We start from the raw sequence: 13412 nt of genomic DNA, 5'->3' as shown, positions 1-13412 counted from the left end.
TGTCGGATCACTTGATCGGACAGGACTGGCCTGATGACTCTTCTCGTATGGAGAGAACGAACCTGGTGATGACATCCAGGTTCTTGAAGTTCGATCCGACGATCTTTTCCGGAGGCACGAAGACCCCGTAGTGAGACTGGATGTGGCTGATCAGCTCAGTGGTGTTGAGTGAGGTGAGGATGCCCAGTTCGAGGAGTGGCGCGGTGGGTTCGATACCGCTCTCGCCCGCCGGAAGAAAACGCTCCTCCACGTAGACGGTAAGCTCCTTCAGCACTTCCTCGTATCCGCCGGATAGCCGATTCTGCTGTGTCATAGGTCTGCCCCGGACTTCGCCTGGACTGTTTTCATGGCAAACCGAGGTTAGCAATCCACATCTTGGAGTTCTTCGGTCCCGGTGATGAATTGGTCCCCGGCCGGACTGCCGCGGTCGCCCCCCTGCGAAGGAGGCTTCGTCACAAAGAACTAGGGCGCGGTCCTCCTGTTGGACCGGTCGCTGCACCGCCGGGGCAGTTGGAGCCTCCCTGCCTGGAAGATCCTGTCTGGCGCGTCCGGCACCGCACCGGAGTCCAGTGATGACGTCAGGTCTCTGGCCCTGTCGTCGGAATTCACTTAGCATTGAATTCCTTCCAGCCGAGTCACTCTGAGTCACAAGAAGGGCAACATGGAGACCGCCATCGAGGTCCGCGACCTCACAGTCGTGCGCGGCGCGCGCGAGGTGCTGCACGCCATCAGCACCGACGTGCCGCGCGGCGTCATCACCGGGCTGCTCGGGCCGAGCGGCAGCGGCAAGACCACGCTCTTCCGCGCCATCGTGGGCGTGCAGATCGTCAGCTCCGGCACCGTGACTGTCCTGGGGAAGCCCGCCGGCTCGGCCGAACTCCGGCGGAAGGTCGGCTACTTCACGCAGTCACCCAGCGTGTACACCGACTTAACGGTACGGGAGAACGTGCGGTACTTCGCCAGCCTCCACGGCCTCGGCGCGAGGGAGGCGGAGAGCGTGATACGCGAGGTCGGCCTCGCCGAGCAGGCCGGGCAGGTGGTCCGCACTCTCTCGGGCGGCCAGCACAGCCGGGCCTCGCTCGCCTGCGCCCTGGTCACCGAGCCCGAGGTGCTGGTGCTCGACGAGCCGACCGTGGGCCAGGACCCGGTGCTGCGCGAGGAGTTGTGGGAACGCTTCCGTGATCTGGCCGGCCGGGGCGCCACGCTGGTGGTGTCCAGCCACATCATGGACGAGGCTAACCGCTGCGACGGGCTGATCCTCATCCGGGAAGGGTCGATCGTCGCCGAGGGAGGCCCCGAGGAGATCAAGTCCCGGACGGGCACGGACGACCTCGACCAGGCGTTCCTGCGGCTGGTGCGCGCGCAGGACGCCGAGGGCGAGCGCGGGAAGGAGGTGGCCTGAGTGTCCGTCGCGATCATGGCCGGCACCACCGGCCGCATCCTGCGTCAGCTGCGGCACGACCGCCGGTCCGTCGGACTCCTCATCGGCGCCCCCGTGCTGCTGATGACCCTGCTGTACTTCATGTTCGAGGACGGAGGGATGTTCGACGAGGTCGTCGTCATCGTGCTGGGGCTCTTCCCGTTCCTGCTGATGTTCCTCGTCACCAGCATCGCGATGCTGCGTGAGCGCACCTCGGGCACCCTGGAACGGCTGTTCACCACCCCGGTGGGCAAGCTCGACCTCCTCTTCGCCTACGGGCTGGCCTTCGGCCTGGCCGCGGCCGTGCAGGCAACCGTCGGTGCCACCGTCGCGTACCTGTTCCTCGACCTGGACACGGTTGGCAGCCCCTGGTTCGTCGTGCTGATCGCGGTGGCCAACGGACTGCTCGGCGTCGGACTCGGGCTGCTGTGCAGCGCCTTCGCACGCACCGAGTTCCAGGCGGTACAGTTCCTCCCGGTCGTGGTGATTCCGCAGATCCTGCTGTGCGGGCTGTTCGTGCCGCGCGACCAGATGGCCGGGTGGCTGGAAGTCGTGAGCAACGCGCTGCCCCTCTCCCACGGCGTCGAGGCGCTTCAGGAGGTCGGCCTCCAGGACGATCCCACCGCCGTGATGTGGCGGGGCTTCGGCATCGTCGTCGGCGCCGTGGTCCTCGCCCTCGCGCTCGCCGCCGGCACCCTGCGCAGGCGCACACCCTAGTGTCTGAGTCGTGAGTTCGCGGGCGGTTGTAGGGTGTGGTGATGCCTGGTCCGAAGCCGTTGCCGGTGGTGCTGTCCGATGATGAACTCCGTGTGTTGCGGCGCTGGTTGAGGAAGCAGACGGCTTCTCAGGCTCTGGTGCTGAGGTCCCGGATTGTGTTGGCGTGTGCGGAGGGCTTGTCGAACGCGCAGGTCGCGGATGACCTGGGGATTTCGCGGGAGACGGTGCGCAAGTGGCGGGCGAGGTTCGTCAAGGACCGGCTGGAGGGTCTGACGGACAGGCCGCGTCCGGGGCCGCCGCGGAGGATCACGGACGAGCAGGTCGAGGCACTGGTGACCAAGACTCTGGACGAGAAGCCTTCGTCGGGGGATTCGCGTTGGTCGACGCGGTCGATGGCCGAGGCCACCGGCATGTCGCAGTCCGCGGTCTCGAGGATCTGGCGGGCGTTCGGGCTCACAGCCCCACACGGTGCAGACGTGGAAGCCGTCCACGGACCCGGAGTTCGTCACCAAGGTCCGCGATGTCGTCGGGATCTACCTCTGCCCGCCGGAGAACGCCCTGGTCCTGGCCGTGGATGAGAAGTCGCAGATCCAGGCCCTGGACCGCACCCAGCCAGTGCTGCCCCTGGCGCCGACGACGCCGGCGAGGATGACACAGGACTATGTCCGGCACGGCACCACCAGCCTGTTCGCCGCCCTGGACATCGCTTCCGGGTCGGTCATAGCCCAGCACTACCGGCGTCACCGCCACACCGAGTTCCTGCGCTTTTTGAAGACCATCAACGCGGCCGTCCCGAAGGAGCTGGACCTGCACCTGGTCCTGGACAACTACGCCACCCACAAGACCGAAGCGGTCAAGAAGTGGCTGCTCAGCCACCCCCGCTTCCACCTGCACTTCACCCCGACCTCCGCCTCCTGGCTGAACCTCGTCGAGCGCTGGTTCGCCGAGCTGACCCGCCGCAAACTCCGCCGCTCGGCCCACCGCAGCGTCATCGAGCTGGAACGCGACATCCGCGGCTGGATCAACGAGTGGAACGAGGACCCCAAGCCGTTCGTGTGGACCAAGACCGCCGACGAGATCCTCGACACCCTCGCCGCATACTGCACAAAAATTAACGACTCAGACACTAGGGCACAGGCCCCAGCCTCGCCGTTTCGGTCGGGCTGACGCGCTTCCCCCACCCGTCCCGGGCCGGTGAACGTGGGAAACGGGGGGATGGGAAGATGGACGGACCATGGCAAGAGGGCGTACCGGTCGCAGACCTGGAAACCAGGACACTCGCGGCGTGATTCTGACCGCGGCTCGTGAGGCGTTCTCGCAGCGCGGCTACGACGGGACCTCCATCAAACAGATCGCGACCAGCGCCGGGGTCGACGCGGCGCTGGTCCACCACTACTTCGGAACCAAGGAGAAGCTCTTCCTGGCGGTCGTGCGGCCGCCCATCGACCCCGCCCTCCTCATTCCGCAGGTCCTGGCGGAAGGGCCGGAAGCGGTGCCGACGCGCATCGTGAGGACGTTCCTCCAGACCTGCGAGGGCCCGGTAACCGGGCCGGCGTTCCTCGGCATGCTGCGCGGCGGCACCTCCCACCGCTGGCAAGGGCTGCTGCTGAGGGACTTCTTCACCACGCAGATCGTGCGCCGGGTGCTGGACAAACGGGAGGACATCGGCGATCCGTCCTACCTGCCGCTGCGCACCTCGCTGGTCGCCAGCCAACTCTTCGGGCTGGCTTTGACCCGGTACGTCCTGAAGTTCGAGCCGCTGGCCAGCGCTCACCAGGACACCGTGGTCACCGCAGTCGCACCAACCATCGCCCGCTACCTCACCGGTGACATTACGGCAGAACTCGAAGCCGGGAATTCCGGATTTTAACGGAATCCGTAGATCCGGATTTAGATACCTGCCTGTCCACCGCCTTCCACTTTGCCGCCGTTCACCCATCAGGGCTCAGCGTTGATCACCCCTGATCATATTGGCTGCTATCGCATCCCAGTTTATTGTCAACTAGCACATCCCAGGTGATTGTGAGTTTACTCTCTGCGTGGCAGGCATATGCTGGGTGGCTCCGGCAGTGATCTATCAACCAGGGGGGCGTCACTATGACGCAGGGCGTGATCACGCGCGTCATGATCGTAAATGATCGGACGGTAACGAGAGCTGGCTATGAGTCACTCTTCGACAAGTATGTTGATTTCGAGATAACCGAAGGCGCACGCGACCTGGAAAACGCGATCGCCGGAATGACCTCTGCAGAGCCCGATGTCGTGGTCGTAGACCTCCCTCCACACTCGTTCGACGTCGTCGAGACGGTACGCTGCCTGGTGTCAGCGACGAAGAGCGACATCGCTCCCGTCCTGGTCCTGATCGACCAGCTCGACGAGCGTGTCCATGGTCTGCTGAGGGTCGGTGCACGTGGCCTGCTGCTCAGCCAGGCCAGTCCGGCGGAGATCATCGCGGCAGTGCGCCTCGTCGCCGCGGGATACATGCTTGCCCTCCCCACGATCGTACGAACCGGTATTGACCAAGCCGTCGCGGCACCGGACGGCTGCCAGGAGGACCCGGGAGCGTTCTGCCTGGAACACCTGACACGGCGTGAGGCGGACGTACTTCGACTGATCGCCCGAGGGCTGAGCAATGCGGAAATCTCGGCCGCACTGTTCGTCAGCGAAAGCACTGTGAAGTCCCATGTGCAGCGCATGCTCGGCAAGCTGAAACTAAGAAACCGAGTGCACGCCGTGATCTACGCGTATCAGGCCGGCCTCGTCCGGTCCGAATCCCAATCAATTCAGGCTGACAGCTGAATCAGCGTCCTTCTTCTCCCGGCCTGAGAAGAGGGACGCTTGCTTATCCGTCACACCCGGAGGATATGCCGCTCGCTATCCGGCGCTTGTCCTTCTTCCCGTTCGGCGTGCGCGGCAGGTCTTCGACCAGGTGCAGCACGTCCAGCACCATGTAGGACGGCAGTCGCTCGGCCGACCACAGCTTGAGCCCCAGCAGCGTCGGCGTCTGGCCCGGTACGGCCACCGCCACCGCGTGCAGCGCGGCTTCGAGGCCGGTGCCGACGACGACGGCGGCGATGTCCTCGATGTCCGGATGGGAGCCGATCACGGCCTCGATCTCGCCCAGTTCGACCCGCTGGCCCCGGATCTTCACCATCTCATCGCGCCGGCCCAGATACTCCAGGTTGCCCTCCGGGTCGAGGCGCACGAGGTCCCCGGTGGCATATGCCCTGGTCTGCGCCGGACGGCCCCAGTAGCCCAGCATCACGGACGGCCCGGTGATCCGCAGCTCGTACGCCTCTCCGGGGCCGCCGTCCCGCTCCAGCGGTGCCAGCTCCATCTCGTCGCCGGACGCCATCGTCCCGATCGGAAGGGGGGTGGTGCGCTCCAGGTCGGCGCCGGTCACCTCGTAGGAGGTGCACACGTTCGTCTCAGTCGGGCCGTACCAGTTGAAGATCTGCACGCCCGGCCAATGACGGCGCAGTCGCTGCGCCAGCGGCAGCGGGAACGGCTCGCCCGCGACGAGGCACACCCGAAGCCCGGGCGGCGTCTTCTCCTCCAGCAGCCCGCCCTTGGCCACCATCAGCGTGAGCGCCGACGGCACCGAGTACCACACGGTCAGCTCCTGCTCCCGCAGGAAGCGCACCAACTGCTCGGGGGCGTAGGCCATCTGCTGCGAGATCAGGTGCACCGAGGCGCCCGCGTGGAAGGCGGCGTACAGGTCGAAGACCGACAGGTCGAAGTTGAAGGGGGCGTGGTTGGACAGCCGGTCGTGCGGGCCGATCCGCAGCAGTTCGACGGCCCAGACGACGAAAGCCAGGGCGTTGCGGTGGCTCAGGCACACGCCCTTCGGTTCCCCGGTCGAGCCGGAGGTGTAGAGGATGTACGCCGGGTCGTCGGGGGTCAGGGGCGCGGGTGCCCCGGCGTCGTGTGCGGGCGCGTCGGCCAACAGCGCCTCGAAGGTGACCACAGGCGCGGCCCCAAAGCTCGCGTCGGCCGCCCGCCGGGCCCCGTCGGCGTCCGCGAGAACGAGGGCCGGCGTACAGCCGTCGCAGATCAGGGCCAGCCGCGAGGGCGGGTTGGACTCCGTCACCGGGACGTACACCGCTCCCAGCCGCAGGCAGCCCTGCATCGCGGCCACGAGCTGGAGGCTCTTGCCGGCCCACAGGACCACCCGGTCGCCCGGCGCGACCCCCCGCGCGGCGAGCGCGTCGGCGTACCGCCCGGCCGCTTCGTCGAGCCGGCGGTAGCTCAGCTCCCCGTCGGGAGCCCGGACGGCCAACGCCTCCGGCGAGCGGCGCGCCGCCCTGGTCACCAGCTCGTGCAGCAGGACCGCCTCGCCCGGGGGCGTCGTCTCGCTGCCCCTCACAATCCCAGCTCCCTGGCGACCAGTTCCTTCTGGATCTCGGAGGTGCCGGAGAACAGCACGCTCGGAACGGCGTCCCGCAGCTCGGCCTCAATGCCGTCCTCCGCGAGGTATCCCCGCGCGCCGAAGACGCGCACCGCGTCCAGCGCGGAGGCCACCGCCCCCTCGGAAGCGGCGAGCTTCGATAACGCCACGGACATGCGGGCGGGCTGCCCCTCGTCCATCTCCCAGCAGGCCCGGTAGAGCAGCAGCCGGGCGGATTCCAGCCGGGCCGCCATGTCCACGATCCGGTGGGAGACGGCCTGGAAGTCGGCCAGCCGTCGCCCGAACTGGCGGCGTTCCCGGGCGTGCGCCACACAGCGCTCGACCAGACGGGCCATCATCCCGACGTATCCGGCGAACAGGCAGGCCCGCTCCCAGCCCATCGAGTGCTGGAAGACGGCCGAGCCCATCCCGGGCACGCCCAGCACGTGATCGGCGGGGACGAAGCAGTCATCGAACGTCACCCTGCCGGCCGGCGTCGAGCGAAGGCCCATCTTGTTGAACGGCTCGCCCACCGTGACCCCTTCCGCGTCGGCGGGCACCACGAACGCCGTCTGGCCGAGGTGGCCGCAGTCCGGGTCGGTGGTGGCGTACGCGACGAAGATGTCGGCGGCCGAGGCGTTGCTCACGAAGCTCTTGACGCCGTGCAACCGGTAGCCGCCGGGCACCTCGGTGGCGGTGACGGCGAGGCGGGAGACGTCCGAGCCCGCCTCGGGCTCGGTCATGGCGTTTCCCGCGATCAGCTCACCCGAGCACAGGCCCGGCAGGTAGCGGGCGGCGAGGGACGCCTGACCGTGGTCGCGGATGGGCACGACGCAGGCGAAGAGGTGGGCGCTGGCAGCGAAGACGAGCCCGGTGTCGGCGCATCCCTCGCCCAGCGCCTCGAACAGGCGGGCGGTGTCCAGGGCCCCGAGTCCGAGGCCCCCGTGCTCCTCGCCGACGCAGGCGCCGAGAAGTCTGAGCCTCCCCAGCGCCCGCCAGTCGGCACGGTCGAACGGCTCGCGCGGCCGGCCGCACGGGGGGAACTCGTTCTGCACGGCCTGACGGGTCCTCACATAACGGCTGTGCTGGTCAGCGGTCCAGCCGAACTCCAAGGGACACCCCCGTGTCGTCTCGCCCGAGCGGTCCATCCGGCATGCCGTGTGCCCCGGTCAGGCCGATTCTCTTTCACCAGTGAATTAGGCGGGCACCAATTTCGCATCGCTCCGCGCGCTGCGCAAGAAGATGTGCACCCGCGCCGCCGCCGTGGCAGAACTCCGTCCCAAGTGCCAGCGGGGCGGCGTACAGCGACCCGTCGCATGCCCGGCCACCAGCAGGAACGTGCCCGCTGCCGCCTTGGCTCGGCGGCGCGTTCCCGCGCCGCCGGACACGTGGGGTCACACCGCGGGTGACTCCGCGAAAACGGCGCTGGCCTCCCACGACACGGCTGAGAGGCGCTCCGGACCCGCCCGCTGAACACATGGAGTGATCCCTCCCAGATGGGCAAGGACGACGCACCGGCGCTCATCCCTTCTGCTCCACCTCATCCTCAGGGGCCAACGGCCAGCCGCTGGCCCCTGAGGATTCGTCCTCTTGGCCGATAGCGGGGCCCGGTGCCGGCCTGAAGACTTTTCTCCTCGTACGCACGCCCTGGATCGGCCATCCACGCCACTTTCGCGGCGTTCGCCTTCGACCTGACCATGCCGTGCGGCGCCGTGACCAGCGCGCGGACCGCGGTGCGGCCTCACCCATGACCTCGACCAGCCAGTTCTGGTTGCGCTCGGAGGCGCCGGCCTCGGCCCGTGCGGCCGCGGCGACCTCCGGCCGCGGGGCCCACTCCGCGCCGCGTCCGCGCTCCCAGACCTCGCGCATCGCCTCCACCTCGCGATGCGCGCGCAGGCTGCGGGTGTCGATGACGTTGGGCAGGCTCACCCGGCGGCCGTCGATCGGTCAGTCCGCGCGCCCGCACTGGCTCGGCCGCCTACACCTCCAGCAGACGTCAACGAACATCACGGTCTATCCAACCGCTCCCCAACTCGGCGAACCTTCCCGGTCAGGGCATTGGACACACCCGAGGGAACCGGCAATCATCTCTTCGGGTGAAGCCCTATTGACAATTCGCGCCTTCACAGGCGGACGATGATCAGGGCGATGTCGTCGCGGGCGCCGCTGGCTACGCCGAGGCGGGTGAGCAAGGTGTCGGCGAGGCGTTCGGTGCCGAAGGTGCTGTAGCGGGCGAGTGTGTCTGTCAGCCGGTGCAGGCCGGCGTCGATGTCTTCGCCGCGTCGCTCGATGAGGCCGTCGGTGTACAGGACCAGGGTGTCGCCGGTGCGGTAGGGCAGGCTGGCGTGGGGGCGGGGGACGTGTTTGGGGCGTGTGCCCAGCGGTGGGTCGGTGGATTTGTCCAGCAGGTCGCAGGTGCCGTCGGGGTGGAGCAGGATCGGCGGGAGGTGGCCGGCGCTGCTGTAGGTGATCCGTCGGCCGGCGGGGTCGATGACGGCCTTGACGGCGGTGGTGGCCAGCGCCCCTTCCACGGCGTAGGAGTACAGGTCCAGGAGATCCAGTGCCTTGCCCGGTTCGCGCAGTGCCCGGACCCCGGCGGACAGTGCGCTGCGCAGCATGCCCATGGTGGCTGCGGCTTGAAGGCCGTGCCCGACGACGTCGCCGACGGCGACGGCGAAGCCGTTGTCCGGGAGGTCGATCACGTCGTACCAGTCGCCGCAGACGTTCAGGGACCCTGCGGCGGGTAGGTAGCGCACCGTGATGTGCTGGTGGTGTGCCAGGTCTGGTGAGCGGAGCATGGTCTCCTGCAAGGTCACGGCGACCTGCTGTTCCCGGGCGTGGGCACGGCGCAGTTCCTCGTTGAGCCGCTGCAGCTCTCGCGCCCGCACGTACAGCTCGGCGTCCATCGCTTCCCGTTCGCTGAGGGCCCGGGTCTGGCTGCCGTTGTCGGCCGGCTGAGCTGCGCGGGCCAGGATGAACGGGGTCACGTCCTCGACCCGGTGGATGATCCAGGCGACCTGTCCGTCCGGCCCGAGTACGGGGGTGTTGATGGGAGACCACCACCGCTCCTCGAACGTCCCTGGCCGGTCGGGGCGGGGGATGTCGTACTTCGTCAGCGCCATGGTGTCCTGCATTTTCGTGCGCAGGGCCCGGTGAAGCGAGGCTTCCAGGTCCTGCATCCCGGTGGCGTGCGGGTCCGTCGGATTGCGGGGGAAGGCGTCGAACATGTATTGGCCGATCAGGTCTCCCCGGGCCCGGCCGGTCGCCTGCAGGTACGCCTCGTTGACATCGACGATCACCAGATCAGGGCCCAGCACCAGGTTCGGACTGGGCGCGGCCATGAACAGCGCTTTGTAGTCGATCTGCGAGGTCACAGGTCCGTACCAGCCCTTTCCACCCCCGTAGATCGCCAGCCTGCCACCCTGCCGCCAATCTAGACCGGGCGCGGTGATCGCTACCGCCGTAATCCGCCAAACGGACGCGGTCTGCGAGGCGGGCCGCTGGGCTCCCCCGAAGACCGGCGGCGATCCCGCTTCGGCGGCGCGCAGAACGTAGCCGCCGCCCTGTGCCGTGGCAGCAGGGCGTCGGTCAGATCCTGCAGGTGCTCAAGGCGTGCCCCGCGATGGCCGGGGCCCCTTCCCCGGCTACTTTCCTCCAGGCGGCGTGGGCACTCCTTCAGGGGCACGCAACTGGCACGTGGTCAGTACTCGATGTAGGCGATGACGATGACGGTGCGCAGGGCGGTGACGTAGTAGATGACGCGGACGTCCCGACGCCGTCGGCGTACTCGCGCAGTTCGGAGGGGGAGCCGCGGATCGGGGTGCCGAGTGCGGGGTCGACGGGCAGGGCGGTCAGCGTCCGGTCCAGAGCGTGGACGGCTGTCTCGTCGGTGATGGCTTCGATCTGCCAGGCGGTGGAGTCGCTGAAGAAGACGCGGGCGCGGTCGTGGGAGTGCCGGGCCATTCAAGCGGCGTTGCCGCGTCGGGCGGATAGCTCGGTGAGCTTGGTCTCCCGGAGGTCCTCCCACGATGTGACGGGGGGCAGGCCGTGGGGCGCCGATGTCCTTGAAGGACATCGGCGAGCTGATAGGCGTGCCCGAGGCCTGGCCAGGGGGCCCGGCCCGTCCGGGGTCGGGGCGTGTCGGCGTGGTGCACGCGCCGGAACGAGTACCTCCCGGCGGAGGTTCCGGAACCCGCGAGGGACACGGGCTTGGGTGAGCTTGTCCGCTCAGACTTCCGCTCCCAGGGCCGGCGCAGGTCGACGACGAGGGGCAGAGCGAGCCGGAGCGGGGTGGGTGTGGGCGGCGATGACCAGCCATGTCCACCGGTCCGCCGGTTGCGAGCTACGCTGAGGCGGTCTCGTGCGTCGACCATGCGTGGCTGCACTCCCACCCTCCTCGCCTGCAGCGCGGCACGGGCGGGTCCACCGGCGACACCCCTGCTCGGCGCTTCGGGGCGGATGACGCCGTCTCCCGGATGTACTCGCGCTCCACCCCGGTCGGTGGGGCGTCCGCACGCCCGTCACGCATTCGGCCCAGCGTCGCTGGTGGTGACGTCACGTCTTCGCCTGGGGCGGAGGGCTGTGACCTCGATCAAGAGGGCCGTGTATCCGCAGTTCGAGCGGCGGGTCACCGCGCATGGGGCACGGCGAGTCGGGACGGGATCGAGCGGCCGCCGCGCGTACCGACTGCGACGAGATCTCCAGTACGGCGAAGCAGATTCCTGTATCGAACAGACGATGCTCACGGGCTGCTCGCTCGTCCGGCCGTATCAGGTAGGGCGTGGGCGGCGGGGCGGCAGCAGGATGAAGGGGACGCTGTTCGTGTACGAGGGAGAGATGTGACCGAGATCGACGCCGACGACGTGGGGAGCGGTCGGCCCCCGGAGCGCCACAATCCGCTCTCCGGCACGGTCGACCTTCGGCGTGTCGGGGTGAACCCGGATTTCTGGTATCCGGTCGCGCTGTCCGGGGACGTGCGCACACTGCGGGTGGCCGCAACGTCGTTCGCCGGCGAGCGTATTGCGCTCTACCGCGGAGTGAGCGGTGCCGTGCACGCGCTGGAGGACCGGTGCGCCCACCGGCAGGTGCCGCTGAGCATGGGCGTCGTGGAGGGTGAGACGCTCCGCTGTTGCTATCACGCCTGGGCCTATCGCGGCGACGGCCGCATTTCGCAGATCCCCTACCTGTCCAAGGGCGATGGCCGGCCGCCGCGCGGGGTGCGTGGGTATCCGGTCCGCGAAGCGTACGGCCTGGTATTCATCTTCCCGGGCGATCCGGAGAAGGCGGAGGTCACCGCCTTGCCTGAGGTGCCGGCCCTGGGCTCGGCGAGGTGCAAGACCATGACCTTCTCCCGGACCGTGCGCTGCCACTACTCGTTCATGCACGAGAACCTGCTTGACATGAACCACCAGTTCCTCCACAGGGGCGTCCTCGGCAGGCTCCGCCCGCAGTTGCTGGGATACCGGACCGGGCCGGCGTCGGTGGAGGCCAGGTACCTATTCACCCACACAGGCGGGAAACAGAACCGGGTCGCCGGCCTGCTCGCGGGTGAGGGCCTCCGGGGCGGAAGCTCGCGCGACGTCATGACCATCCGCACCCAATACCCGTACCAGACACTCGACCTCATCCCGGAGGGCGCCGATCACCCGGCCTTCCGCCTGTGGGCCGCGTACGTGCCCGAAGACGCCGAGCAGCGCACCTGCCACGCCTATGGCCTGCTCATGATGGAAAAGCCCCGGATCCCCGGCGCCCTTCAGCTGGCCTGGCCGCTGATCAGACGGTTCACCGAGCGCGTGTTCGCTGAGGACCGCATGGCTGTCGAAGCCGAGCAGCGCGCCTGGGAGGAACAGGGCGAGGACCGCAACCACGAAGTCTTCCCCCTGATCCTGAACGTCCGTGAGGTACTGCGTGCGAACGGCGTCCCTCTCCGTCCACGGGCTGCCGCCTGCGGCATCCCCCAGGCGTGCGACAGCATGGCGCCCGAGTCCCTCGTCCGAGAAGGACCCGCTCCTGCGGGCACCTCGCCGACAACCTCCCAGTACTGATCTGCCGTCGTCGCCATTTCTCCGGATGCCCGCCGGTCTCGGTCTCGCAGACCAGGACGGGACAGCAACGGCTGCCGTCGACGACCGCGCCGACGAAGTTCGCCGGTCGGTGACGTCCCCCATGGCCAGGCCCCCGGTGTCGGCGACCAGCGCCCGTATCAGGAGGAGAAGCACCACACCATCGGCGTACACCACCCCTTCGAGGAGCGACAAAAACCGTCGCGTCGTCTCGGCCGCGCCGGTCAGCCGCCAGGTGGTCGCGCGCTTCGGCCGGCGGGGAGGTCTGGGTGCACCCCAAGGACCCTGGCACGGTCATCGGCCACAACGGCCGGACAGCTCACCGCACTGGCCGACCTGCCCGCTGCGGCCCGCCTCCCGCTCAGCCGGCTCCATGCGGCGAGGGCCCACGAGGACCCCGCGGGACACGTCCGCCCTCTTGCCGCCCCGAACCCGTTGCCCGTGGTGGGCGGACCGCTCACCTGCCGCGCTCGTCTGTGTCGCCGGCTTGCCCGTGCCGACGGACTTTGTTCATGGTGTTGCGCAGGGGAATCCTGACGTCTTCGGGGATCGGCCGGCCGGCTGCGGAGGCGATGAGGGCTTCTGCCACGTGCCGTAGCGGGACGTTGGCGTGCTGGGAGGTCTCCAGCAGTACGTGCCAGGCTTCGTCTTCGTGCGCCCCGAGCACGGCGATCAGCATGCCGCGTGCCTGGTCGATCACGGGCCGGTTCTCGATAGCCTTTTTGAGCTGCGCGTTCTCCTCGCTCAGGTCGATCAGCCGGCGAGCGACGTGGACAAGCAGATCAGAAGAGATCTCGTTGTCATCGACGGCGTTTTCCATTTCCAC

General features: G+C 68.4%; 11 protein-coding genes and 2 pseudogenes. 6 read left to right on the top strand and 7 right to left on the bottom strand.

All coding sequences use genetic code 11. The features are described 5' to 3' along the window. Positions 1-7 precede the first annotated feature (7 nt). Positions 8-313, bottom strand: coding sequence for an acyl carrier protein (locus ABGA99_RS11070; RefSeq protein ID WP_347577196.1), 306 nt, complete (start codon positions 311-313; stop codon positions 8-10). A 348-nt stretch (positions 314-661) separates the two neighbouring features. On the opposite strand from ABGA99_RS11070, the gene ABGA99_RS11065 reads away from it, so the two are divergent. The 5 genes and pseudogenes from ABGA99_RS11065 to ABGA99_RS11045 all read left to right on the top strand — a co-directional run bounded on the left by ABGA99_RS11065 (position 662) and on the right by ABGA99_RS11045 (position 4936). Continuing rightward, complete coding sequence (locus tag ABGA99_RS11065) at positions 662-1402, top strand: ABC transporter ATP-binding protein (RefSeq protein WP_347582557.1); 741 nt, start codon at positions 662-664, stop codon at positions 1400-1402. Continuing rightward, positions 1403-2137 (top strand): ABC transporter permease, encoded by a 735-nt coding sequence (locus tag ABGA99_RS11060; RefSeq protein ID WP_347577194.1) that lies wholly within the window; start codon positions 1403-1405, stop codon positions 2135-2137. A gap of 41 nt (positions 2138-2178) precedes the next feature. After that, a pseudogene (locus ABGA99_RS11055) lies at positions 2179-3304 on the top strand (IS630 family transposase). 118 nt (positions 3305-3422) lie between these two features. Beyond that, complete coding sequence (locus ABGA99_RS11050) at positions 3423-4007, top strand: TetR family transcriptional regulator (RefSeq protein ID WP_347577193.1); 585 nt, start codon at positions 3423-3425, stop codon at positions 4005-4007. Positions 4008-4246: 239 nt separating this feature from the next. Beyond that, positions 4247-4936: a response regulator transcription factor gene (locus ABGA99_RS11045; RefSeq protein WP_347577192.1), complete on the top strand. Its 690-nt coding sequence runs from the start codon at positions 4247-4249 to the stop codon at positions 4934-4936. Between the two features lie 43 nt (positions 4937-4979). Here the strand turns inward: ABGA99_RS11045 and ABGA99_RS11040 are convergent, their stop codons facing one another. The 5 genes and pseudogenes from ABGA99_RS11040 to ABGA99_RS11020 form a co-directional block, all read right to left on the bottom strand. Next, entirely contained in the window at positions 4980-6503 is a 1524-nt protein-coding gene (locus ABGA99_RS11040; RefSeq protein ID WP_347577191.1) for an amino acid adenylation domain-containing protein, read from the bottom strand. Next, positions 6500-7579, bottom strand: a complete 1080-nt coding sequence (locus ABGA99_RS11035) for an acyl-CoA dehydrogenase family protein (protein WP_347577190.1) — start codon at positions 7577-7579, stop codon at positions 6500-6502. Before ABGA99_RS11035 ends, ABGA99_RS11040 begins: the two co-directional genes overlap by 4 nt. Before the next feature lie 466 nt (positions 7580-8045). Beyond that, positions 8046-8453 (bottom strand): hypothetical protein, encoded by a 408-nt coding sequence (locus tag ABGA99_RS11030; protein ID WP_347582556.1) that lies wholly within the window; start codon positions 8451-8453, stop codon positions 8046-8048. 194 nt (positions 8454-8647) lie between these two features. After that, on the bottom strand, positions 8648-9898 hold the full coding sequence (locus ABGA99_RS11025) for a SpoIIE family protein phosphatase (protein ID WP_347582555.1): 1251 nt from the start codon (positions 9896-9898) through the stop codon (positions 8648-8650). Positions 9899-10629: 731 nt separating this feature from the next. Continuing rightward, a pseudogene (locus ABGA99_RS11020) lies at positions 10630-10856 on the bottom strand (transposase); the annotation flags it as partial. A 506-nt stretch (positions 10857-11362) separates the two neighbouring features. Here ABGA99_RS11020 and ABGA99_RS11015 point away from each other — a divergent pair. Then, positions 11363-12568 (top strand): aromatic ring-hydroxylating dioxygenase subunit alpha, encoded by a 1206-nt coding sequence (locus ABGA99_RS11015; protein WP_347582554.1) that lies wholly within the window; start codon positions 11363-11365, stop codon positions 12566-12568. A gap of 475 nt (positions 12569-13043) precedes the next feature. On the opposite strand, the gene ABGA99_RS11010 is transcribed toward ABGA99_RS11015, so the two are convergent. Next, on the bottom strand, positions 13044-13406 hold the full coding sequence (locus tag ABGA99_RS11010; protein WP_347582586.1) for an ANTAR domain-containing protein: 363 nt from the start codon (positions 13404-13406) through the stop codon (positions 13044-13046). Positions 13407-13412 lie beyond the last annotated feature (6 nt).

It is taken from the genome of Streptomyces sp. B5E4 (genome assembly GCF_039871555.1).
In the GTDB taxonomy this organism is placed as follows: Bacteria; Actinomycetota; Actinomycetes; order Streptomycetales; family Streptomycetaceae; genus Streptomyces.
The sequence above is the reverse complement of the archived record's forward strand: the minus strand, read 5'-3'. Positions and strand labels throughout refer to the sequence as shown.

Excerpts from the sequence above, each read along its gene's own strand:
- ABGA99_RS11070 (WP_347577196.1), bottom strand. The coding sequence starts at position 313 with ATGACACAGCAGAATCGGCTATCCGGCGGATACGAGGAAGTGCTGAAG.
- ABGA99_RS11065 (WP_347582557.1), top strand. The coding sequence starts at position 662 with ATGGAGACCGCCATCGAGGTCCGCGACCTCACAGTCGTGCGCGGCGCG.
- ABGA99_RS11010 (WP_347582586.1), bottom strand. The coding sequence starts at position 13,406 with ATGGAAAACGCCGTCGATGACAACGAGATCTCTTCTGATCTGCTTGTC.